Annotated in this window: 22 protein-coding genes, 1 tRNA gene and 1 pseudogene; 14 read left to right on the forward strand and 10 right to left on the reverse strand. The window is 65.2% G+C overall.

Annotation, left to right across the window (positions count from 1 at the left end):
• Positions 1-92: 92 nt before the first annotated feature.
• Positions 93-749 carry a phosphoribosylglycinamide formyltransferase gene (purN, locus tag ASE30_RS02140; RefSeq protein ID WP_156407541.1) on the forward strand — a complete coding sequence of 219 codons (657 nt, stop codon included), beginning with the start codon at positions 93-95 and terminating at the stop codon, positions 747-749.
• A 1,019-nt stretch (positions 750-1,768) separates the two neighbouring features.
• Positions 1,769-3,172, forward strand: coding sequence for an RsmB/NOP family class I SAM-dependent RNA methyltransferase (locus tag ASE30_RS29845; protein ID WP_057283227.1), 1,404 nt, complete (start codon positions 1,769-1,771; stop codon positions 3,170-3,172).
• Between the two features lie 23 nt (positions 3,173-3,195).
• Here the strand turns inward: ASE30_RS29845 and ASE30_RS02150 are convergent, their stop codons facing one another.
• Together ASE30_RS02150 and ASE30_RS29850 are read right to left on the reverse strand one after the other, a co-directional pair.
• Complete coding sequence (locus ASE30_RS02150) at positions 3,196-3,576, reverse strand: hypothetical protein (RefSeq protein ID WP_369819283.1); 381 nt, start codon at positions 3,574-3,576, stop codon at positions 3,196-3,198.
• 350 nt (positions 3,577-3,926) lie between these two features.
• The gene (locus tag ASE30_RS29850; RefSeq protein WP_369819301.1) at positions 3,927-4,103 is read right to left on the reverse strand and encodes a hypothetical protein; all 177 of its coding nucleotides are present in this window, start codon (positions 4,101-4,103) and stop codon (positions 3,927-3,929) included.
• Between ASE30_RS29850 and ASE30_RS02155 the strand changes: the two genes are divergently transcribed.
• From ASE30_RS02155 to ASE30_RS02165, 3 genes are read left to right on the forward strand one after another with little or no spacing between them, the layout of a single operon-like run.
• On the forward strand, positions 4,023-5,159 hold the full coding sequence (locus tag ASE30_RS02155; RefSeq protein WP_369819295.1) for a fatty acid desaturase: 1,137 nt from the start codon (positions 4,023-4,025) through the stop codon (positions 5,157-5,159). The two genes, ASE30_RS29850 and ASE30_RS02155, sit on opposite strands and share 81 nt — an antisense overlap.
• Positions 5,156-7,450 carry a UvrD-helicase domain-containing protein gene (locus ASE30_RS02160; protein WP_057282607.1) on the forward strand — a complete coding sequence of 765 codons (2,295 nt, stop codon included), beginning with the start codon at positions 5,156-5,158 and terminating at the stop codon, positions 7,448-7,450. Before ASE30_RS02155 ends, ASE30_RS02160 begins: the two co-directional genes overlap by 4 nt.
• Positions 7,451-7,455: 5 nt before the next feature.
• Positions 7,456-7,761: a chorismate mutase gene (locus tag ASE30_RS02165; RefSeq protein WP_057282608.1), complete on the forward strand. Its 306-nt coding sequence runs from the start codon at positions 7,456-7,458 to the stop codon at positions 7,759-7,761.
• Positions 7,762-7,840: 79 nt separating this feature from the next.
• Here ASE30_RS02165 and ASE30_RS02170 read toward each other — a convergent pair whose 3' ends face one another.
• From ASE30_RS02170 to dapC, 5 genes are all read right to left on the reverse strand, one after another.
• Positions 7,841-9,772, reverse strand: a complete 1,932-nt coding sequence (locus ASE30_RS02170) for an ABC-F family ATP-binding cassette domain-containing protein (RefSeq protein ID WP_156407510.1) — start codon at positions 9,770-9,772, stop codon at positions 7,841-7,843.
• Positions 9,769-10,665, reverse strand: coding sequence for a 50S ribosomal protein L3 N(5)-glutamine methyltransferase (gene prmB / locus ASE30_RS02175; RefSeq protein WP_057282610.1), 897 nt, complete (start codon positions 10,663-10,665; stop codon positions 9,769-9,771). Before prmB ends, ASE30_RS02170 begins: the two co-directional genes overlap by 4 nt.
• Positions 10,666-10,755: 90 nt before the next feature.
• Entirely contained in the window at positions 10,756-11,895 is a 1,140-nt protein-coding gene (dapE, locus tag ASE30_RS02180; RefSeq protein WP_057282611.1) for a succinyl-diaminopimelate desuccinylase, read from the reverse strand.
• A complete protein-coding gene (gene dapD, locus ASE30_RS02185; RefSeq protein ID WP_057282612.1) occupies positions 11,895-12,716 on the reverse strand; it encodes a 2,3,4,5-tetrahydropyridine-2,6-dicarboxylate N-succinyltransferase in 822 nt (273 codons plus the stop codon). The genes dapE and dapD overlap by 1 nt, the downstream gene beginning before the upstream one ends.
• A gap of 24 nt (positions 12,717-12,740) precedes the next feature.
• Positions 12,741-13,937 (reverse strand): succinyldiaminopimelate transaminase, encoded by a 1,197-nt coding sequence (gene dapC / locus ASE30_RS02190; RefSeq protein ID WP_057282613.1) that lies wholly within the window; start codon positions 13,935-13,937, stop codon positions 12,741-12,743.
• 47 nt (positions 13,938-13,984) lie between these two features.
• Here dapC and ASE30_RS02195 point away from each other — a divergent pair.
• A tRNA-Leu gene (locus tag ASE30_RS02195) sits at positions 13,985-14,071 on the forward strand.
• 133 nt (positions 14,072-14,204) lie between these two features.
• On the opposite strand, the pseudogene ASE30_RS29350 reads toward ASE30_RS02195, so the two are convergent.
• A pseudogene (locus tag ASE30_RS29350) lies at positions 14,205-14,366 on the reverse strand (BrnA antitoxin family protein); the annotation flags it as partial.
• Between the two features lie 194 nt (positions 14,367-14,560).
• Here ASE30_RS29350 and ASE30_RS02200 point away from each other — a divergent pair.
• The 6 genes from ASE30_RS02200 (at position 14,561) to ASE30_RS02225 (ending at position 19,635) form a co-directional block, all read left to right on the forward strand.
• Positions 14,561-15,010, forward strand: a complete 450-nt coding sequence (locus ASE30_RS02200) for a hypothetical protein (RefSeq protein WP_057282614.1) — start codon at positions 14,561-14,563, stop codon at positions 15,008-15,010.
• A gap of 258 nt (positions 15,011-15,268) precedes the next feature.
• On the forward strand, positions 15,269-16,000 hold the full coding sequence (aqpZ, locus tag ASE30_RS02205; RefSeq protein WP_156407512.1) for an aquaporin Z: 732 nt from the start codon (positions 15,269-15,271) through the stop codon (positions 15,998-16,000).
• Between the two features lie 242 nt (positions 16,001-16,242).
• On the forward strand, positions 16,243-17,100 hold the full coding sequence (kdsA, locus tag ASE30_RS02210; protein WP_057282615.1) for a 3-deoxy-8-phosphooctulonate synthase: 858 nt from the start codon (positions 16,243-16,245) through the stop codon (positions 17,098-17,100).
• A 66-nt stretch (positions 17,101-17,166) separates the two neighbouring features.
• Positions 17,167-17,475: a hypothetical protein gene (locus tag ASE30_RS02215; protein ID WP_057282616.1), complete on the forward strand. Its 309-nt coding sequence runs from the start codon at positions 17,167-17,169 to the stop codon at positions 17,473-17,475.
• A gap of 167 nt (positions 17,476-17,642) precedes the next feature.
• On the forward strand, positions 17,643-19,292 hold the full coding sequence (locus ASE30_RS02220; RefSeq protein ID WP_057282617.1) for an intermembrane transport protein PqiB: 1,650 nt from the start codon (positions 17,643-17,645) through the stop codon (positions 19,290-19,292).
• Positions 19,293-19,377: 85 nt separating this feature from the next.
• Complete coding sequence (locus tag ASE30_RS02225; RefSeq protein ID WP_057282618.1) at positions 19,378-19,635, forward strand: hypothetical protein; 258 nt, start codon at positions 19,378-19,380, stop codon at positions 19,633-19,635.
• Between the two features lie 13 nt (positions 19,636-19,648).
• Here ASE30_RS02225 and ASE30_RS02230 read toward each other — a convergent pair whose 3' ends face one another.
• Both ASE30_RS02230 and ASE30_RS02235 read right to left on the reverse strand, forming a co-directional pair.
• A complete protein-coding gene (locus tag ASE30_RS02230; RefSeq protein WP_057283229.1) occupies positions 19,649-19,957 on the reverse strand; it encodes a hypothetical protein in 309 nt (102 codons plus the stop codon).
• A 136-nt stretch (positions 19,958-20,093) separates the two neighbouring features.
• Positions 20,094-20,678: a TetR/AcrR family transcriptional regulator gene (locus ASE30_RS02235; protein ID WP_057282619.1), complete on the reverse strand. Its 585-nt coding sequence runs from the start codon at positions 20,676-20,678 to the stop codon at positions 20,094-20,096.
• A 92-nt stretch (positions 20,679-20,770) separates the two neighbouring features.
• Between ASE30_RS02235 and ASE30_RS02240 the strand changes: the two genes are divergently transcribed.
• Positions 20,771-21,961 carry an MFS transporter gene (locus tag ASE30_RS02240; protein ID WP_057283230.1) on the forward strand — a complete coding sequence of 397 codons (1,191 nt, stop codon included), beginning with the start codon at positions 20,771-20,773 and terminating at the stop codon, positions 21,959-21,961.
• A 62-nt stretch (positions 21,962-22,023) separates the two neighbouring features.
• The gene (locus ASE30_RS02245; RefSeq protein ID WP_057282620.1) at positions 22,024-22,422 is read left to right on the forward strand and encodes a RidA family protein; all 399 of its coding nucleotides are present in this window, start codon (positions 22,024-22,026) and stop codon (positions 22,420-22,422) included.
• The last annotated feature ends 13 nt before the right edge of the window (positions 22,423-22,435 follow it).

Genomic DNA, 22,435 nt, shown 5'->3' on the forward strand with positions numbered 1-22,435 from the left:
CCCTCTTGCACCGCGCGCGCTGGCCGTGACGCGTGCCGGATTTTGGGGTTGGGCGGGCCCGATTTCCCTTGGAATTCTTTATCTTGCCGGAAATTTCTTCTACCAAGCGCCGCCTCGTCATCCTGATTTCGGGGCGGGGCAGCAACATGCAGGCGCTGGCCGAGGCCTGCCGCGACCAGGGCTGGCCGGCGGAAATCGCCGCCGTAATCGCCAGCCGCCCCGACGCCGGGGGGCTGGACTGGGCGGCCGGGCAGGGCATTCCCACCGCCGCGCTGTATCACAAGGACTACGCCAGCCGGGAAGCCTTCGATACGGCGCTGGCCGCCGAAATCGATCGCTATGCGCCCGATTACGTCATCCTGGCCGGCTTCATGCGTGTCCTCACCCCGGGATTCGTCAATCACTATGCGGGCCGGCTGGTCAACATCCATCCGTCGCTGCTGCCGGCATTTCCCGGGCTGCACACCCACGCGCAGGCGTTGGCGACTGGGGTGCGCGTGCATGGCTGCACCGTGCATTTCGTCACCCCGGTCCTGGACCACGGTCCCATCATCGCCCAGGGCTGCGTGCCCGTCGTGGCCGGCGACACGCCGGAACTGCTGGCCAATCGCGTCCTCGCGGTGGAACATCAGGCTTTTCCGGCTGCCGTGCGCTGGCTGGCCGAAGGCCGGGTTACCCTGACGAACGACCATCGCGTGGATGTCCAAGGCGATCCCGAACGCCTCTTCACCTGGTCGCCGGCCGCCTGAGCGGCCCCGAATCGAATTTACCGGGCGGAACTTCCTCCGCCCCACTGGAACACACCATGACTAAACCCCAATCTCCGCGTTCCCGTCCGGCAGGCACCCCGAGGGCCGCCTCCGAAGGACGCGACGGTCGGTCCTTTTTCTCGCGTCCCAAGGGCGACGCCCGCGAGGCGCCCCAGCGTGAGCGCGGCGAGCGCGTGCGCGAAGAGCGCCCCGGCGGCCGTCCGGCAGCGCGCCCGTCCTTCGACGCGCCGCGCGGTGAAAACCGCGGCGGCGAACGCGGTTCCTACAGCCCGGAACGCCGCGAAGGCCAGGGCCGTCCGGATTCGCGTCCGTCCCAAGGCGGCACGCGCGGTGAAAACCGTGGCGGCGAACGCGGTTCCTACAACCCGGAACGCCGTGAAGGTCAGGGCCGTCCGGATTCGCGTCCGTCCCACGGCGGCCCGCGCGGTGAAAACCGTGGCGGCGAACGTGGTTCTTACAGTCCGGAACGCCGTGAAGGTCAGGGCCGTCCGGATTCGCGTCCGTCCTACAGCGGCCCGCGTGGTGAAAACCGCGGCGGCGAACGTGCGTCCTTTGGTTCGGAGCGCCGCGAAGGCCAGGGCCGCCCGGATTCGCGTCCGTCCTACGGCGGCCAGCGCGGTGAAAGCCGCGGCGGCGAACGGGGTTCCTACAGCCCGGAACGCCGCGAAGGCCAGGGCCGCCCGGATTCGCGTCCGTCCTATGGCGGCCAGCGCGGTGAAAATCGTGGCGGCGAACGTGGTTCTTACAGTCCGGAGCGCCGTGAAGGCCAGGGCCGTCCGGATTCGCGCCCGTCCTACGGCGGCCAGCGCGGTGAAGATCGTGGCGGCGAGCGTGGTTCGTACAATTCGGAGCGCCGCGAAGGCCAGGGCCGGCCGGACTCGCGTCCGTCCTACGGCGGCCAGCGCGGTGAAGACCGTGGCGGCGACCGCGACCATGCGCCGCAGAAGCCCCAGTTCAATCGTCCGCGCCAGTCGTACGCCGCTATTCGGATCGATCAGGTGCAGCGCGTCCTGGGCGAGATCCTGCAGTGGACGTATCCGGCCGACGCCGCGTTGTCGCATTGGCTGCGCCACCATCCGAACCTGGGCGCGCGCGACCGCTCCGAAGTCGCCGAAGCCGTCTACGACGTTCTGCGCCACCTGCGCCGCTACCGCCAGTTCGGCGAAAGCGGCGTTGGCCCGGCCTCGCGCCGCCTGGCGATCCTGGGCCTGAACGCGACGCTGGGCGCACAGGCGCTGGAAGAGGGCATGGACGCGGCGGAAGCGGAGTGGCTCAAGCGCGTATCGCACATCGACCTGGCGACCTTGCCCCGCGCCGTGCGGGGCAGCATCCCCGATTGGCTGGACGAGCGCCTGAGCGTCATGGACAGCCCCGAAACGCTGGTTGACGCGCTGAACCGCCAGGCCAGCCTGGACCTGCGCGTCAATCCGCTCAAGGCCGAGCGGGACGCCATGCTGACCGAACTGCAGCAAAGCGCCGGCCGCTACGAACCCGTGGCCATGCCGTTTTCCCCTTGGGGTATCCGCATGGAGGGGCGTCCCGCCATCAACCGGTGGCCGCAATTCGAGAACGGCAGCATCGAAGTCCAGGATGAAGGCAGCCAACTGCTGGCCTTGCTGGTCGCACCGCGCCGCGGCGAAATGATCATCGATTTCTGCGCCGGCGCGGGCGGCAAGACCCTGTTGCTGGGCGCGCTGATGCGCTCGACCGGACGCCTGTACGCCTTCGACGTGTCGGCGGCCCGGCTGGCGCGCGCCAAGCCGCGCTTTGCGCGTAGCGGCCTGTCCAACGTGGTGCCTGTCGTCATCGACAGCGAAAACGATGCCCGGGTGAAGCGTCTGGCCGGCAAGGCCCAGCGCGTGCTGGTCGATGCGCCTTGCAGCGGCATCGGCACCTTGCGCCGCAATCCGGATCTGAAGTGGCGCCAGCACCCCGAGGCGCTGGCCGAATTGGGCAAGTTGCAGGAACGCATCCTGAACAGCGCCGCGCGCTGCGTGGCCCCGGGCGGCCGCCTGGTCTATGCCACGTGCAGCCTGCTGGCCGAGGAAAATGAAGTGCAGGCCGAGCGTTTCCTGGCCAGCCATCCAGACTTCGAGCGCGTGGACGCCGCCGAAATCCTGGGCTCCCGTTGCGAAACGCTGAAGCTCGAGGGCCCGTACGTGCAGCTTCGTCCTGACGTGCATGGCACCGACGGCTTCTTCGCCGCCGTTTTCGAACGGAGGAAGAAGGCCGCCGCCCCGGATGACGCCGAGGCCACCGGAGCCGTCGCGGCCGAGGGTGACGCCGACACCGGGATGGACGTGGAAGCCGGGGCTGCGCCTCAGGCGGACAGCGGCGCCGATACCTCCACCGCTGTCGAAGCTGGGCCGGAAGACGAGGCCGGCAAGGAAGACAAGGCCTAAGGCTGCACAGGCCCCGCGCCGGCTCAGGGAGCCGGCGTGACCCCCACGGTGGCGCTGTAGCGGCGCGTGCCGATGGTCTTGTTCTGGTACTTCACTTCCCAGGACAGGGTGTCGGAGCCGGCCTGATCGGCCTGGTAGACCACCTGCGCCACCGGCACCGCTTTGTAGGCGCAACGGCCGGAATTGTTGGACTGGCCGCGTGTCTGCAGAATGCTGGCCTTGCCCAGCGTCGGCATCTGGGTGATCGCCACGCGGGGCGCCCGCAACGCCAGGCAATCCGACCCGCGGATCTCATAGTAAGAGGCCAGCACGGCGACATCCCCCGATTTCAGCGTTTGCGCCAAAGCAGGGGCGGACAGAGCCATTCCGATCACGGCCAGAACGGAATAAAATTGGGGACGCATTTGTTTGTGCGACATCAGTGGGACAAAAAAGACAGTGGGCGGGCAAGGCGCCGGGCATGAAGTGTGCTCTCGTAGCGTGGCGTCTTCAAGACGAAACGGCCTCGCTGACAGGAACTTTAATCGCGAAATGTAGCCAAATCCTGGTGCCATTGCGAATCTTCCGCCCGTAGCCCGGGCGGCCCGCCCTAGGCGCGGGACTCGGCAAGTCCAGGTCTTTCGATCGCTCAGCGCGGTGGCGAGCGTGGCGAATTTTGCTCAAAACGTTGGCTTAGTCCTTGATTTCGCTCAAAAACTATTTTGAAACTAGATTGTCATCAGACGGCTAAGGTAGGCTAAACTTCAGCCACTTCTCAAGCGAGGCTCATAACAGCTTTATGGATTACATCCTCTCCTTCATTGCCGGCGGTCTGACCCAAGCCACTTGGTGGCAGGTCGTCGTTTTCACTTTGGTCGTGACGCACATCACGATTGTTGCGGTCACGGTTTTTCTCCATCGCAGCCAAGCGCACCGCGGTCTGGATTTGCATCCGGCTGTCATGCACTTCTTCCGCTTCTGGCTCTGGATGACGACCGGCATGGTCACCAAGGAATGGGTGGCCATTCACCGCAAGCATCACGCCAAATGCGAAAAAGAAGGCGACCCCCACTCGCCCATGCTGTTCGGTATCTGGAAGGTGCTGTTCCGCGGCGCGGAACTGTATCGCGAAGAATCGAACAACAAGGAAACCATGGCCAAGTTCGGCCACGGCACACCTGACGACTGGCTCGAGCGCAACGTCTACAGCAAGCACAGCCTGTGGGGCGTGCTGAGCATGCTCGCCATCGACGTCGCCTTGTTCGGCGCCATGGGTGTCACGGTGTGGGCGGTGCAGATGGCCTGGATTCCCTTCTGGGCGGCCGGCGTTGTCAACGGCATCGGCCACTTCTGGGGCTACCGCAACTACAACAGCCCGGACACCAGCACCAACGTGTTCCCCTGGGGCATCGTGATTGGCGGCGAAGAACTGCACAACAATCACCACGCCCATGGCACGTCGGCCAAGTTCTCGGCCAAGTGGTATGAATTCGACATCGGCTGGTGCTACATCAACATCCTGAAGTTCTTCGGCCTGGCCAAGATCAAGAAGGTTGCGCCCAAGCTGAAGCTTGACGACTCCCGCACCGGCATCGACCTGCGCACGCTGCAAGGCGTGATCACGCACCGCTACGAAGTCATGGCCCGCTACGCGGACGTGATCAAAAGCGCTGCCCGCGAAGAACTCAGCAAGCTGAAGGCCTCGCGCCAGGAAGGCAACGCCGAATGCGGCTACACCAAGCTGCACCAGGTGCGCCGCGCCATCCACCGCAACGAAGACATCCTGCAACCCGAGCAGCTTGCCGCCGTGGACAAGGCAATTGCCCAGAACAAGTCGCTCTCCACGCTGGTGCAGATGCGCCGTGAACTCGGCCGTATCTGGGAAAGCTCCAGCGCCAGCAGCGAACAGCTCCTCAATGACCTGCAGGCCTGGTGCCAGCGCGCCCAGCAAAGCGGCATCGCCGGGCTCGAGCAATTTGCTCAACATCTGCGCCGCTACGCGGCATGATGCTAGAGAAGCTCAACCCTGAACAACGCGCCGCAGTAACGTTAGAACCGCAGCACGCCCTGGTCCTGGCCGGGGCGGGCAGCGGGAAGACCCGGGTACTCACCACCCGCATGGCCTGGCTGATTCAAACCGGCCAGGCCTCGCCTTTTGGGCTTCTGGCGGTCACGTTCACCAACAAGGCCGCCCGCGAAATGCTGGCGCGCATGTCGGCGATCCTGCCGATCGACACCCGCGGGTTGTGGATCGGCACGTTTCACGGCCTGTGCAACCGCATGCTGCGCGCGCATCACCGCGACGCCGGCCTGCCGCAGAGCTTCCAGATCCTCGACGTCACCGACCAGCTCGCGGCTATCAAGCGCCTCATGAAGGCCAACGGCGTCGACGACGAAAAGTATCCCCCCCGCGATGTGCAGCGCTTCATCAACGGCGCCAAGGAAGAGGGCCTGCGTCCGCCGGACGTCGAGGCCTACGACGCCCACCGGCGCCGCCTGATCGAGATCTACCAGCTCTACGAGGCCCAGTGCCAGCGTGAGGGCGTGGTGGACTTCGCCGAGCTGCTGCTGCGCGCCTACGAACTGCTGTCGCGCAACGCGCCGGTGCGCGAGCACTACCAGCGCCGTTTCCGCCACATCCTGGTCGACGAGTTCCAGGACACCAACACATTGCAGTACAAGTGGCTGCGCCTGTTGGCCGGCGGCGGCGCGGCCATCTTCGCCGTGGGCGACGATGATCAGTCCATTTATGCGTTCCGCGGCGCGAACGTCGGCAACATGGCCGACTTCGAGCGCGACTACGCGCACGGCACCGTGATCCGCCTGGAGCAGAACTATCGTTCCTTCGGCCACATCCTGGATTCGGCCAATGCGCTGATCGGGCACAACACGGGCCGCCTGGGCAAGAATCTGTGGACCGATCAAGGCGAAGGCGAGCCGGTGCGCGTCATCGAGCAGCCCTCCGACGGCATGGAAGCGCAGTGGATCGTCGATGAAATCCGCTCCCTGATCCACGAAGGCAGCGACCGCCGTGAAATCGCCGTCCTGTATCGCAGCAACGCGCAGTCGCGCGTGCTCGAACATGCCATCTTTTCCGCCGGCATTCCGTACAAGGTGTACGGCGGACTGCGCTTTTTCGAGCGCCAGGAAATCAAGCACGCGCTGGCCTACCTGCGCCTGATGGCCAATCCCCACGACGACACGTCGTGGATGCGGGTCGTCAATTTCCCCACGCGCGGCATTGGCGCACGCACGCTCGAGCAGCTTGCCGACGCAGCCCGGGCGCATGACTCCAGCCTGTACGCCGCAGTCGCGCTGGTGGGCGGAAAGGGCGGATCCAACCTGGCCCAGTTCGCGCAACTGATCCATCGCCTGATCGAAGAAACGCGCGATCTGCCGCTCCCGGAAATGGTCGAGCACATGCTCGAGGCCAGTGGGCTGAACGCCCACTACAAGGCCGAACGCGAAGGCGCCGAGCGGCTGGAGAACTTGAACGAACTCATCACGGCCGCGGCCGTATTCGCCTCCGAGGAAAACTACGACGGCATGCCTGCCGGCGTGGTGCCCGACCAGGGCGCCTCCTCGACGCTCATGCCGGGCGTGGTGGACGCGCCCATCGTGGCGGCCGAAGGCCTGACCCCGCTGGCGGGATTCCTGTCCCACGCCGCGCTGGAAGCAGGCGACAACCAGGCCCAGCAGGGCCAGGATGCCGTCCAGCTCATGACGGTGCATGCCGCCAAAGGCCTGGAGTTCGACGCCGTCTTCATCACCGGCCTGGAAGAGGGGCTGTTCCCGCACGAGAACAGCATCCTGGAGCCCTCCGGACTGGAAGAGGAACGCCGCCTCATGTACGTGGCGATCACGCGTGCGCGGCAGCGCCTGTACATCAGCCTGGCGCAAAGCCGGATGCTGCATGGCCAGACCCGCTACGCCATGCGTTCGCGCTTCCTGGACGAAATCCCCGAACAGCACCTGAAATGGCTGTCGCCCAAGGCCGGGCTGGCTCCCGTGAGCGCCACGGGCGCGGGCTGGGGCGGCGGCAACCGCGGCGACGCTTTTGGCCGCAAGCCGACCAATACCATTGCGCCGCGTCAACCCCGTGGCATCGCCACGGGCGTCACGGTGGGCGACAAGCAGTATCGTGTGGGTCAGGGCGTCCATCACGCGCGGTTTGGCGATGGCACGATCATCGGCCTGAGCGGCGCGGGACAGGACGCCCAGGCGGAAATCCAATTCCGCGACGTAGGCGCCAAGACCTTGGCGCTGGGCATCGCCAAGCTTGACATTGTTCAGGGTTGACACACATGGCCAACAAAGATTCTCCCCAAGCCGAGTTGGCGTCCCTGCGCGCCGAGGTCGATGAAATCGACCAGCAGATCATGCTCTTGCTGGGCGTGCGGTTCCGTTGCACGGACATGATCGGCGAGCTCAAGACGAACCACGGCATGGATCTGGTCGATCCCAAGCGCGAAGCCCAACAGGTCGAACGCATTCGCCGCTTGGCGCTGGAGGCGGGCGTGCCGCCCGCCCTGGCCGAAACCATCCTGCGTGAAGTGATCGATACCGTGATCGACAATCACACCCGCCTGCGCGAGCGTCCGTACTCGTAACATCAGGCCCGGCGGTGCGCGGCAAGTCTGCCCGCGCACGGTCCCGCGCCGGTGGCGGCCTGAGCCGCTGCCCCGCGGATCAGGCTTCGGTCTGGTCTATCTCTTCCAAAGACCCCTGCAGTTCCAGCCACTGTTCTTCCAGCTCGCCCATGCGCTTGCCGTGTTCGCCGTGTTCCGCCATGACCTTCTGGCGTTCCGCGCGCCGCGCATCGGAATACAGATCCGGGTCTGCAATGACGGCATCCAGCGCATGCAGCTTCGTGCGCAGTTTTTCCATTTCGGATTCCACCTTGGCCAGCTTGGATTCCAGCGGCTTGCGCAAGGCCGACAGGCGTTGGCGCAGTTCGGCTTCCGCGCGCCGCTGCGCCTTGCGGTCGACGACGGGTTCGCCGCTGTCGGCGTTCTCGCGCGCTTCGGCGCGCTCGTCCGCATTGCGGGCCGCCAGCCAGTCCCGGTAGTCCTCCAGGTCGCCGTCGAACTCGCGCACCGCGCCGTCCGCCACGATCCAGAAGCTATCCACGGTGGTGCGCAGCAGGTGGCGGTCATGCGATACCAGCAGCATGCTGCCGCCGAAATCCGCCAGCGCCGTGGCCAGGGCCTCGCGCGTCTCCACATCCAGGTGGTTGCTGGGCTCATCCAGCAACAGCAGGTTGGGTTTCTGCCAGACGATCAGCGACAGCGCCAGGCGGGCCTTTTCGCCGCCGGACATGGGGCCGACCTTGCTGGTCACCGTGTCGCCCGAGAATCCGAAACCGCCCAGGTAGTTGCGCAATTCCTGTTCGCGCGCATCGGGCGCCAGGCGGGCCAGGTGGGCGATCGGCGTGCTGTCCACGTCCAGCATGTCCAGCTGGTGCTGGTGGAAGTAGCCGATGGCCAGGCCGCGCGAGGCGCGGCGTTCGCCCGCTTGCACGGGGATCTCTTCGGCCAGGGTCTTGATGAGCGTGCTTTTTCCCGCGCCGTTGGCGCCCAGCACCCCCACGCGGCTGCCCGCGCGCACCATCAGCGTCACGTCCTGCAGAATGGGCACGGCGTTGCCGGCGGCGTCGGTGTAGCCGGCCGACAGGTGCTCCAGGGTCAGCAGCGGATCGGGCACCTGGTCCGGCGAGGGAATGCGGATGTCGATGCCGGCTTCGGCTTGCAAGGGAGCAAGCACCTGCATGCGCGCCAGCGCCTTGACGCGGCTTTGCGCCTGTTTGGCCTTGGACGCCTTGGCCTTGAAACGGTCAATGAAGCCTTGCAACCGGGCCGATTCACGGGTTTGGCGTTCGTAGGCGATATTGGTCTGGCGCAGGCGCTCGGCGCGTTGCGTCAGGAAGTCGCCGTAGCCGCCGCGGTAGCGTGTCAGCTTGGCATGGTCGAAATGCAGTATGGATTTGGCGACCGCGTCCAGGAACTCGGTATCGTGCGAGATCAGCATGACGGTGCCGTCATAGGCCCCCAGCCATTTCTCCAGCCACAGCATGGCGTCCAGATCCAGGTGGTTGGTGGGCTCGTCCAGCAGCAGCAGTTCTGACGGCGCCATCAGCGCGCGGGCAAGCGCCAGGCGCATGCGCCATCCACCTGAAAAGCTCTCGACCGGCTGCGTCCATTCGGCGGGCTTGAAGCCCAGGCCGGCCAGCAACTGCTCGGCGCGCGAGGGCGCGCTCCAGGCGCCGGCTTCCACCAGCGCGGCTTCCACTTCCGCGATCTCGGTGCCGTGATCGTCGGAGAGCGCGGCGCGCTTGGCCTGCAGCGCGCGCAGGTGGGTGTCGCCGTCGATGACGAACTCGCGGGCAGGGCGGTCGTCCGCGTGCAGTTCCTGCTCGACGCTGGCGATGCGCCAGCCCACGGGCACGGACAGGGTCCCGGCGTCCAGGTCGAGCGCCCCGGTCAGGAGCGCGAACAGCGAAGACTTGCCTGCGCCGTTCTTGCCCACGATGCCCACGCGTTCGCCCGGGTTCACGACAAATTCAGCGCCGTCCAGCAGCACTTTCGTGCCGCGGCGCAGGGTCAATCCAGTAGCGCGTATCACAGGCTGAGTTGCTCGCGGGTAAGCAGCAGAAGCTGGTCCGAGGCTTCTTCGGTATCCAGCCAGACGGGCGAAAGCGCCGGAAAGGCAGCCTCGAAGAAGTCGCGTTCATGGCCGATCTCCAGCACCAGCACGCCATCCTGCGTCAGATAGCGCGGCGCCGCGGCCAGGATGCGGCGCACCAGGTCCATGCCGTCGTCGCCGCCGGCAAGCGCCAGTTGCGGCTCATGCAGGTATTCCTGGGGCAGGGCGTTCATCGATCCGCTGTTCACGTACGGCGGATTGCAGACGATCACGTCGTACTGGCGGGCCGGCAGGTTGTCGAACAGATTGCTTTCGTGCAGGTCCAGCCGGTCGGTCAGTCCGTAATCGTCGACATTGCGGCGCGCCACGGCCAGCGCGTCCTGGGAAACGTCGACCGCATCCACATGCGCATACGGGAACGCCAGCGCGGACAGGATGGCCAGGCAGCCTGAACCGGTGCACATGTCCAGCACGTTTTCCACGGCCAGCGCGTCCTGTACCCAGGGCGACAACCCCGCGTCCAACAGCTCCGCGATGGGCGAGCGCGGCACGATCACCCGCTGGTCCACGTAGAAGCGATGGCCGCGCAGCCACGCCTCGTTGGTCAGGTAGGCGGCGGGCACGCGCTCGGTCACGCGCCGATCCAGCAGGTCCAGCACGCGGTCGCGTTCCTCGCGGATCACGCGGGCGTCCAGGAACGGCTCCAGCGTGTCCAGCGGCAGGTGCAGGGCGTGCAGCGTCAGGTAGACCGCCTCGTCCCAGGCATTGTCGCTGCCGTGCCCCAGCGCCACCTGGGCGCCGTTCAGGCGCGAGACGCCGTAACGGATAAGATCGCGCAGGGTCTGCAGTTCTTCGCGGGAGGATTGATTCATAGTAGGCATTCTTTTCACCGCCCGAAGGGCTTGGCGCCCAAAGGGAGAAATGCCCCCGCAAGGGGGGCAGAGAGGTCGCGTAGCGCAGTCTTACTTAGGCAACAGCAGGTTTTCCAGCGTGCGCCGATAAATGTTCTTGAGCGGGTCCAGCGAGGCCACCGCGACACGTTCATTGACCTTGTGGATCGTGGCGTTACCGGGGCCGAACTCGATGACTTGCGGACAGATCTTGGCGATGAAGCGGCCGTCGGACGTGCCGCCGGTCGTCGAGAGCTCGGCGGTGACGCCGGTCTCGGCGTGGATCGCCTGCACCAGCGCGTCGGTCAGCGAACCGCGCGGGGTCAGGAAAGGCTCGCCGCCCAGTTCCCAGTCCAGCTCATATTCCAGGCCATGCTTGTCCAGCACCGCATGCACGCGCTGCTTCAGGCTTTCCGGCGTGCTGGCAGTGGAAAATCGGAAATTGAACAGCGCCACGGCTTCGCCCGGCACCACGTTGGTGGCGCCGGTGCCCGAGTTCAGGTTCGACACCTGGAACGTGGTGGGCGGGAAATACTCGTTGCCCTGGTCCCATTCAATGCCGACGATCTCGGCCAGGGCCGGAGAAAGCTGGTGGACGGGATTGCGCGCCAGATGCGGGTAGGCCACGTGGCCCTGGATGCCCTTGACCGTCAGCTTGCCCGACAAGGAGCCGCGGCGGCCGTTCTTGCAGGTGTCGCCCAGCACGTCGCCGGACGTGGGTTCGCCCACGATGCAGTAGTCGAGTTGTTCGCCCCGCGCCTTCAGCGCGTCGCAGACGATGGCGGTGCCGTCGACGGACGGACCTTCTTCGTCGGAAGTGATCAGCAGGGCGATCGAACCGCCGTGCTGCGGATGGGCCGCCACGAATTCCTCGGCCGCCACCACGAAGGCGGCGATCGAGCTCTTCATGTCGGCCGCGCCGCGTCCATACAGCCAGCCGTCGCGTTCCGTGGGCACGAACGGATCGCTGTCCCACTTCTCGCGCGGCCCCGGCGGCACCACGTCGGTGTGGCCGGCAAAGACCGTCAGCGGCGCGGCGCTTCCGCGCCGGGCCCACAGATTGGTGACGCCGCCCTGCGCGATGGTCTCGCAGGTGAAACCGATGCGTTGCAGGCGGGCGGCAAGCACCGCCTGGCAGTCTTCATCCGCCGGAGTGACCGACGGGCGGGCGATCAGGTCCTTGACCAGATCCAGTACGGACGCGTTGCTCATCAAGCCCTCAGCAAATCATTGATGCTGGTCTTGGCGCGCGTTTGCGCGTCGACACGCTTGACGATGACGGCGCAGGCCAGGCTGTGCGAGCCATCGGCCGACGGCAGCGAACCGGGCACCACCACCGAACCCGACGGCACGCGGCCGTAGGTGATCTTGCCGGTGGCACGGTCATAGATCTTGGTGCTTTGCGACAGGAACACGCCCATGGCCAGCACCGAGTTCTCTTCGACCACCACGCCTTCAACGACTTCCGAGCGGGCGCCGATGAAGCAGTTGTCTTCGATGATGGTGGGGTTGGCCTGCAGCGGCTCCAGCACGCCACCGATGCCCACGCCGCCCGACAGGTGGACGTTCTTGCCGATCTGCGCGCACGAACCGACCGTGGCCCAGGTGTCGACCATGGTGCCTTCGTCGACATAGGCGCCGATGTTCACGTAGGAAGGCATCAGGATCACGTTGCGGGCAATGAAGGCGCCGCGGCGGGCCACGGCCGGCGGAACCACGCGGTAGCCGCCCTGCTTGAAGGCGTTGTCGCCGAAATCCGAGAACTTGAGCGGCACCTTGTCGTAGAACTGCAGGGGGGCCTGGCCCATGATGGCGTTGTCGTTCAGGCGGAACGACAGCAGCACGGCCTTCTTGATCCACTGGTGCACAACCCAGTCATCGTTGATTTTCTCGGCCACGCGCAGGCGGCCCAGATCCAGGCCGTCGATGGTGTGCTCAACCGCTTCGCGCACTTCGGCGCTGGCGTCGGAGGGCGACAGGTTGGCCCGGTCATCCCAGGCTTTTTCGATGGTGGTCTGCAGGTCGAGAGTCATAGCGGCTCAGCTTTTAAAGGTTGATCAAACAGAGGTATGTACAAAATGGGCGATGCGCTCGGCTGCCTGCACGCAGTCAGCCAAAGGCGCCACCAGGGCGATGCGGATGCGGCCATGGCCCGGATTCACGCCATGCGCTTCCCGCGCCAGAAAACTTCCCGGCAGCACGGTAACACCGGTGCGGCCATAAAGGTCGCGAACGAAAGCGGAGTCCGATCCCGGCGTGGCCGCCCACAGGTAGAACGAGGCTTGCGGACGCGACACATCCAGCACGTTCTGCAGGATGGGTACGACCGCATCGAATTTTTCACGGTACTGGCGCCGGTTTTCCTTGACGTGCGCCTCGTCCGTCCAGGCCGCGACGCTGGCCGCCGACACCAGCGGGCTCATCGCACTTCCATGATACGTGCGATACAGCAGGAAGCGGCCAATCAGCGCCGCGTCTCCCGCCACGAAGCCCGAACGCAGGCCCGGCACATTGGAACGCTTGGACAGGCTGGAGAACGCCACCAGGTTGCGGTAGTCGTCGCGGCCCAGGCGACGCGCCGCCTGCAGCCCGCCCAGCGGGGGATTGCCCTCGTCCAGGTAGATCTCGGAATAGCACTCGTCCGACGCGATCACGAAGCCGTGGCGGTCGGAGAGCTCGAACAGCGCTTCCCATTCATCCAGCGACATCACGTTGCCGGCGGGGTTGCCCGGCGAGCACACGAACACCAGGCGCGTCTTCTTCCAGACATTGTCCGGCACCTGGCCCCAGTCGCAAGCGAAATTGCGCACCGGGTCGGCGTTGACGAAGTAGGGCGTGGCGCCGGCCAGCAGCGTGGCCCCTTCATAGATCTGATAGAAGGGATTGGGGCAGATCACCACCGAACCGGCCGCCGGATCGATCACGGTCTGCGTGAACGCAAACAAGGCCTCGCGCGAACCCAGCGCCGGCAGCACCTGCGTTTCGGCGTCGGGCGCGGGAATGCTGTAGCGGCGGGCCAGCCAATCGGATATCGCCCGGCGCAGGGCGGCATCGCCCTTGGTGGACGGGTAGACGGACAGCCCTGCGAGATTGTCGCGGATGGCTTGCGCGACACGCTCCGGCGCGGCGTGCTTGGGCTCGCCTATCGACAGATTGATGGGCGCAAGGCCGTCCGGCTGCGAGCTGGCGGAAGCCAGCAAAGCCCGCAGTTTTTCGAACGGGTAGGGGTGTAGGGCATCGAGGCGCGGATTCATGACGCAAGATTTTACCAAGCAAGCTACAATAGCGGGCTTGGCCTATTGCGAAGGTGGCGAAATTGGTAGACGCACCAGGTTTAGGTCCTGACGCCGTAACAGGTGTAGGGGTTCGAGTCCCCTCCTTCGCACCATTATTAGAATCGTTGATCCCGTATTGGAAAGACCTTTCAGATCAATGGTTTAGTAGGTAGGGTGGGTTGCTGATTGACTGCTAAAAAACAAGAATTCGCAGCCAATGCCCCATCCTGGTCCACCGCCAACCGTTCAATGCGGGGTGTGGGTCTTCAACCAATCACGCAGCGCCGCATCCACCTTCGTCTGCCATCCGGAGCCGGTTGCTCGGAAGCGCTCCAGCACGTCCGGCGATAGGCGAATTGTGATGCGCTCCTTGGTGACATCAGCCTTCGGACGGCCCAGCTTCTTTAGCGGAAGCGAATGTGATGTCCATGTAGTTAATGTATGCACAATAAATGAGTGGGGAAAGGGCTTTTTTGTGCATACATATATTTTTGGCACTTCGTCACCGAAGGCCGCGAGCTGCCGAAATCCTTCACTAAAGTTCTCGCCCCCATAGCCGTTAACGCCGTACCGCCTCCATAAGCTACGGAAAAAACCGCGACATGTTCAATATCATCTCCTTCGCCGTCACGATTATTGCGTTGATCGCGTGGGCAATTTACCGTCAGCAGAAACGGCACAAGGCCTTGCTGGCGAAGTTTCGCGAACACAATCAACGACTGGGTACTTCCTTTCCCGAGACCAGCGTCGACAGCGAACTGATTCTTAGCGACAAGGACAAGAAGGTCGTCATCGCATTCGATCCCCAGACCCAGAAATTGTGCATGGTGTCGGGGGCCAAGGATCCGGGCGAAGTCCTTGATTTTTCATACATCAGGCAATGGCAGTTGAAGTGGACCGAGACCTCCAGCAATGGCGGGCTTTCGTTCAAGAATGTCCACTTCGACTTTTCCACCAGTGATCTCAAAAGGCCGTTGATCAGATTCCCCATTGCGGGCAAAGGCTATGGCGACACGTGGAACAGCCGTCTGGGAATTCTCTTCGGCGCCTGACAGTGCCGGCGCGGGCCATGATCGATCCCTGATCCCGCCGCGCGGGCCAACAGCGGGGCGCGCCGGCGTAGCGCGGCACATCTACGTCTTTGTGTATCGCCCCTCTGCATGATCCCCCCATGACTTCGATGCAGGTACCTTGGTGAAGGCGGCCACGGCCGCCTGCCGGCGCCTGCAGAATCGTCAAGATTTGCACTTCTTTAACGTTGCCGTTCGCGCTTGGCGATACCGTTGGGCTTTCGTTTTCGAGGAGCGGACATGTACTCGCTGACCAAGCGCTGCGGCGCGGAGTTCTTTGGCACGTTCTGGCTGGTGCTGGGCGGTTGCGGCGCCGCGGTGCTGGCTGCGGGCTTTCCGGAGATGGGCATAGGCTTCGCGGGCGTTGCGCTGGCTTTCGGTTTGACTGTCCTGACCATGGCGTTCGCGGTGGGTCATATTTCTGGCGGACACTTCAATCCCGCGGTCACCATCGGCCTGGTGGCGGGTGGCCGTTTCCCGGCCCGGGAAATCCTGCCCTATGTCATTGTCCAGGTGCTGGGCGCCATCGCGGCGGCGGCGGTGCTGGCCTGCATCGCCAACGGCAAGCTGGGGTTCGATCTGAAGGCCAGCCACTTCGCCGCCAACGGCTATGGCGCCTATTCACCCGGCAAGTACACGATGCTGTCGGCGCTGGTGGCCGAAGTGGTGCTGACCGCCGGCTTTCTATTTGTGATCCTGGGCGCCACCAGCAAACGGGCGCCGGCGGGCTTCGCCGCGATCCCGATCGGCCTCGCCTTGACGCTCATTCATCTGATCAGCATCCCGGTCACGAACACCTCGGTCAACCCCGCTCGCTCCACCGGCCCCGCGCTGTTCGTGGGAGGCTGGGCGCTCGAGCAACTTTGGCTGTTCTGGGTTGCCCCGATAGCGGGTGCCATCATCGGAGCCATCGCCTATCGGCTGATAAGCGAGCCCGCGGCGGAACGTGCCTGGCGCAGCCAGAGCGCCTAGTCCGCTCTGGCGTTCGAGGGCATCCACGCGCTGAACGCGCACTGGCGAGTGCCGAAGGGGACCACGGCAAGGGGCTATACGGCTGGTGCAGGCGTACATGGCCTGTTGCACCTTTCGGCGCCGGCGCATTCGGCCCTGGGCCGCCAATCACGGGGGAAAGGGGCGCCCGGAATAAAAACCGGCTTTGGCAGGTTGTACATTACGCACTATCACCTGCCATATTCCTACAGGATTCACCCATCATGACCGCCCCACAAGTCGCAATTTCCTCCTCGATCGCCTGCGCGAACGATCGGCCGTTCGTGTTGTTCGGCGGTATCAACGTGCTGGAGTCCAAGGACCTTGCGCTACGCGCCTGCGAAGAGTACCAGCGCGTGACCAGCAAGCTGGGCATTCCTTACGTGTTCAAGGCCTCGTTCGACAAGGCCAACCGCTCGTCCATCCATTCCTATCGCGGGCCGGGCCTGGAAGAGGGAATGAAGATCTTCGAGGCGGTGAAGAAGGAATTCGGCGTGCCCGTCATCACCGATGTGCATGAACCGTGGCAGGCCGCTCCGGTTGCCGAAGTCGCGGACATCCTGCAACTGCCGGCGTTCCTGGCGCGCCAGACGGACCTGGTGGTCGCGCTGGCCCAGACGCAGCGGGTGGTGAACATCAAGAAGCCGCAGTTCCTCAGCCCGACCCAAATGCTGAATATCGTCGAAAAATTCACCGAGGCAGGCAACGACAAGCTGATCCTCTGCGATCGCGGCACCAGCTTCGGCTACGACAATCTGGTCGTGGATATGCTGGGCTTTGGCGTGATGAAGAAGGTCACCGGCAATCGCCCGCTGATCTTTGACGTGACGCATGCGCTGCAGCAGCGCTCGGCGCTGGATGCCGCGTCCGGCGGACGCCGCGAGCAGGTGGCGGAACTGGCGCGCGCCGGCATGGCGGTCGGCCTGGCGGGCCTGTTCCTGGAAGCCCACCCCGACCCCAAGAACGCAAAATGCGACGGCCCCAGCGCCTTGCCGTTGGACAAGCTTGAACCCTTTCTGACGCAGCTCAAGAGGCTGGATGATCTGGTGAAGTCCTTTGCTCCCATCGATATCGAACCCTGACCTTGGCCGTCATCGCGGATACGCCGAGTTGTTATACGATCCAGGCCACACTTTAGGGAGGCCTGGATGTCTTTGTACGTAATCGTCGCCGTTCGTAAAGAACCCGTCAGCGGGCATATCGCCTATGTGCGCTGGGGCCAGGCCGTGCGCGGCGTGCCCGGCTGGGTCACCGAACCCATGACGGCGGCGGCCTCCGAGGTCATCGAATCCATCAAGGATGGCGCGGAAGTCGAAACGGCGGTAAGCGTGGATGGCCTGACCGTGGCCTCGCGCGCCGTGCGCGTGCTGACCGATGACAACGGTCGGGAGCACCTGGCGTCCGTGCCCGTGCCCAGTTCCACTTTGCACACGCTGTTCGACCTGCCCGAATTCTGACCGGGGCCATGCAGCCCAGCGGCGCCAGCCCGCGCTCGCCGGCGCAGCGTCGGGCCCGGTAGCTACCCATATCGGGAATTCCCCTCTTGCGCGCCGGAGTTGCCGGCGCGAATCTTCTAAGGGATTGTGCCTAGAGTCCGGACGCGTGCTCGAAGAGGATTCCCTCAATGCCTGAGACTGGCCCTGCCGACGGTCAAGCGCCCCCGCAAAAGCGGCGAGGGCGCCGGCTTTCCTGGATCTGGCTGGTGCCCATCATCGCGGCGCTGGGCGGACTTCTGCTGGTGCTGCGGGTATGGATGGAGGCGGGTCCCACCGCCACCATCAGCTTCCAGACGGCCGAAGGACTCGAGGCCGGCAAGACCCAGGTCCGTTACAAAGAGGTCAACATCGGCATCGTCCAGCGGGTGGCCTTGAACCCGGAGCGCACCGGCGTCGTGGCGACGGTGCGCCTCGACAAAGAGGCGGGCGGCCTGTTGCAGGAGGGCACCGTGTTCTGGGTGGTGCGTCCGCGCCTGACCTTGAGCGGCGTGTCCGGCCTGGGCACCTTGCTCTCGGGCGCCTACATCGGTCTGGATCCGGCGGGGCACAAGGGCAAGAACGGGCGGGCGACGGCCAGCAAATTTTCTTTCACCGGGCTGGAAGTCCCACCCGAAGTGGCTCAGGACCGCCCGGGCAAGCGATTCACCTTGAATGCCAGGGATCTCGGCTCGCTGGATATCGGATCCCCCATTTACTACCGGCGCATCGCCGTAGGCCAGGTGGTGGGCTATCACCTGGATCGCAGCGGCAAGGGCGTCAACGTGCAGGTTTTCGTCGACGCGCCCAACGATGTCTTCGTCAACGAGGGCACCCGCTTCTGGAATGCCAGCGGCGTGGATTTTTCGGTGGACGCGCGCGGCCTTCAAATGCATTCCCAGTCACTGCTGTCCGTGCTGGTGGGCGGGGTGGCGTTCGACTCGGTCGCACCTCGGGAGCATGCAGCGGCCAAGGCCGATGCGTCGTTTGTCATCTATCCATCCGAAGAGGCTGCCCGCGCCCAGCCCGACGGCATGCCGTTGCGGATCCGGATGCGATTCGACCAATCGGTCCGGGGGCTGGTCGTCGGGGCTCCCATCGATTCCTTTGGCGCCACGATCGGACAGGTGGACTCCATCGACCTGGAACTGGACAGGACGACCAACCAGTTCTATGCGGTGGTGGGCGCCACGCTGTATCCCCAGCGGCTTGGCGCCAAGACCTTTGAAGAAATCAAGGACTACTCGGGGTCCACTCTGGAGCACCCGTCGGGCAAACTGATGGCGGCCATGGTCGATCACGGCCTGCGGGCGCAGTTGCGCATCGGCAATGTGCTGACCGGCCAGTTATACGTGGCGATGGCGGTATTCCCCGACGCGAAACCCGCGACGTTCAAGATGGAGGACGCGCCGTTCATTCCGACCGTTCCCAACAACCTGGACCAGCTTACACAGCAGATCAGCAGCATCCTGACCAAACTCGACAGGGTGCCTTTCGATGGGCTGGGCTCGGAACTCAGCAATGTGATGCGCGGCGCCGCCAGTCTGGTCACGCGTCTGGACAGGCAATTGGCGCCTGAGGCGGTGGCTGTGTTGCGGCAGGCGGGCAGGTCCTTGGCCTCGGTGGGGGGATTGCTGAACCCCGAGGCCGGTCTTCCCGTCAACACGGGGGTGGCACTGCAGGAACTGGCACGAACGGCCCGGTCCCTGCGCGAACTGTCTGACTATCTGCAAGCCCATCCGGATGCGCTGCTGCGGGGGCGGGCGCCGGACCCGGTGCGGGGACAAATGCCGACGCGTTAGCGCCGGGTACGCGCCTTGCTGCTGGACAGCGCGGCGTTGCTGCTGGCGTATGGGCCGACGGCACCGCGTTGGAGGGGGATTCAGCATGGATCATAGTGAAATGATGGCGCGCATGATCACTCAGCCCGTCGCGCCGGGCAAATTTGACGGATGGGATGGTGTGCTGTCCGCCTTGGCGGATTGCCTGCTGCAGGTGCAGGGCAAGTTGTCCGACGCGGACGTGAAGCGATTCCTGGATGTTGGAGCGCTGGTGTACCGCACTTGCTGTCAGGATGACGCCCGGCAGCGCTGGACCGCCGAGAAGATGGCCGCCTACCATCGCAAGCGTCCGTTCGGCGCTTAGGAGGGCGTTTGGCTCAGTACAGGCATTGCCGCAGTGCGAATTTTCTTCCGAAGGCGTGAACCTCGTCGCCGTCCACGGAGGCGGCTACGTCCCACTGGTCACCGCGGGTGACCAGGATAGACTGGCTGGAGAAAGCATGGCGGAACGCGAATTGCCAGAAGGCCGCCTCCGAGCCCTCCGGCTCCAGGTCATGCGGCCCGATCCGTAACCGGGCCGGCCTCGGCGTCGCGCCCAGCGTCCATCGCAAGGCGATCGCCAGGAACGCGAATCGCGCCGACATCGATGAAGGCTGGATGCACAGGACTCGGATCTTGTTGCTCATGGCCGTAACCCTCTTCAGGTGAAAGCCAGCGTAGCAAAGACGCGCGCGGCATTCCATACCGCGTTTGGTCGATCCCCACAGCCGTTCCAGCGTCCTCGATTCCCGTGCCGCCGTGCCGGGCGGTAGCTGCCTTATCTCAGCGCCGCAACAGGCCGCGTAGCAGCAGGTCCAGCGCCTGCAAGGCGTGCGCCAGCCGCTCGAATCCGTCCCCTTCCTCCGCGATCCAGAACGCGCTATCGGCCAGGCTGCCGTTGACCAGCCGGGCAAGTGCGTGGGAATCCGCGGGTTGGACTACGCCATCGTCCATCAGCCGTTGCAACAGGGCGCTTAGCGAAGCCACGCACTGCGGTTGCGACGCGCCCGGCGCGGGCGCCAGCACGGCGCGCGCGTCCTGCAGCACGATGCGCCGGATTTCGGGCTCGGCGGCCATTTCCAGGTAGCCTCGGCATCGGTCGCGGAACGCGGTCCAGGCATCGGGGGCCTGCTCTGCAATGGCGGTCAGCCGCAGATCCATCTCGGCGTCGATCTGTCCCACCACCGCGGCGAGCAACCCTTTCTTGTCCCCGAAGTGATGGTACAAAGCCCCCCGCGTCAGCCCGGCGGCGGCGGTGAAGTCGTCCATCGACGTGGCGGCATAGCCCGCCTGCCGGAAGGCCTGCCGGGCGGTCGCGATCAGCTTGGCGCGGGTGGCCTCTATCATCTCGGCGCGAGATCGCGACATCCGGCTCTCCTAAGCGCAGTGGCCTGAGTAAATTGACATACGCAATGTATGTGAATAGGATTTCGCTGTCTACCCATCTGCAAAGGATTTTGGTGCCGAACCCGTATCGCGAGTTGTTCCAGGCGCCCGGCGCCGCCGGCTTCGTGCTGGCGGGCGCCATCGCGCGCCTGCCCTTACCGATGATCGGCATCGGCATCATCACCATGTTGTCCCAGGTGCGCGGGGCATACACCCTGGCAGGCGCGGTTGCCGCCACGTTTGCCCTGGCCACGGCCTTGCTGGCGCCCCGCATCTCCCGCCTGGTGGACCGCCACGGCCAGGGCAAGGTGCTGCCGCTGGCTGCCGGCGTTTGCGTCATGGCCCTTATCGGCCTGTCGGCCAGCGTGCACTGGGGCGCGCCGGACTGGGTGTTGTTCGTCTTCGCGGCGCTGGCGGGCAGCCTGCCCAGCATGCCCGCCATGATTCGGGCCCGCTGGACCGAGATCTTCCGGGACATGCCCGAATTGCGCACGGCCTATGCCCTGGAGTCGGTGGCGGATGAACTCAGCTTCATCGTCGGCCCGCCGCTGGCGGTGGGCCTGAGCGTGGCGTTGTTTCCCCAGGCGGGGCCGCTGGCCGCCGCGTTGCTGCTGGCGGTGGGCGTCACGGCTTTTGTCATGCAGCGCGCCACGGCGCCCTCGGTGCAGTTCCGTGAAACCGGGCGCCAGGCCCCGGTGCTGCGCATGCCGCGGATGCGCCCGCTGCTGGCCATGATGTCGGCTATGGGGGTGATCGTTGGAACCATCGATGTGCTGAGCGTGGCATTCGCCAGGCAGCAGGGCATGCCGGCCGGCGCAAGCCTCGTGCTGTCCGCCTACGCCCTGGGCTCGTGCGTGGCTGGCCTGGTCTTCGGCGTGCTGAAGTTCCAGACGCCGCTTGCGCGCCTGCTTGCCATTGCGGCGGGCGTGACGGCGTTCACCACCTTGCCTTTGCTGCTGGTGGACGATCTGCTCACCTTGTCGCTGGGCGTTCTGCTGGCGGGGCTGTCCTTCGCGCCGACAATGATCATCGCGATGGCTCTGGTGGAAAGCAGCGTGCCGGGCAACCGGCTGACGGAAGGGCTGACCTGGCTGGTGACGGGCCTGGGCGCCGGCGTGGCGGCAGGCGCGGCATTGGCGGGTTGGGTGGTTGACCATCACGGCGTCAGCGCGGGTTTCTGGACTGCCGTCGGGGCGGGCGCGGTCGTGCTGCTGGTCGCGTTGCCGGGGGCGCGGGGCAGGGCAGCGCAAGCCGCCGGGGCGTGAAACCGCGGTTGCTAGAATGGCTGGCCGGCGCGTAGCGGGCGCAACGCCATCAGGAGAAACCCATGTCCAGAACCGTCGTGAACCCCGACACCGTCTTCAACTCGGTGCAGTACGGATTCAGCCAGGCCGTCATCGTGACGGGGCAGCGCCGCATGCTGCTGTCCGGCCAGGTCGGCGTCGACGCCGATGAATGCACCGTGGGACCGGGCCTGCAAGTGCAGACCGAGGCCGCGCTGGACAATGTCGAACGCGTGCTGGCCGCAGCGGGCGGCAGGCTCGAGCAGGTCATCATGCTGCGCATCTATATCTGCGACACCGTCCGCGAAGAACAGGAGGTGGTCGCCCAGGCGCTGCGCGACCGGTTCAAGATCGACCCGCCGCCTTCCTCGTGGATCATCGTCAGCGGCCTCTCGCTGCCGGAATGGCTGATCGAGATCGAAGCGGAAGCGATGCTCGACTGACTTTGCTTGCGGC

It is taken from the genome of Achromobacter sp. Root83, assembly GCF_001428845.1.
GTDB lineage: Bacteria > Pseudomonadota > Gammaproteobacteria > Burkholderiales > Burkholderiaceae_B > Achromobacter.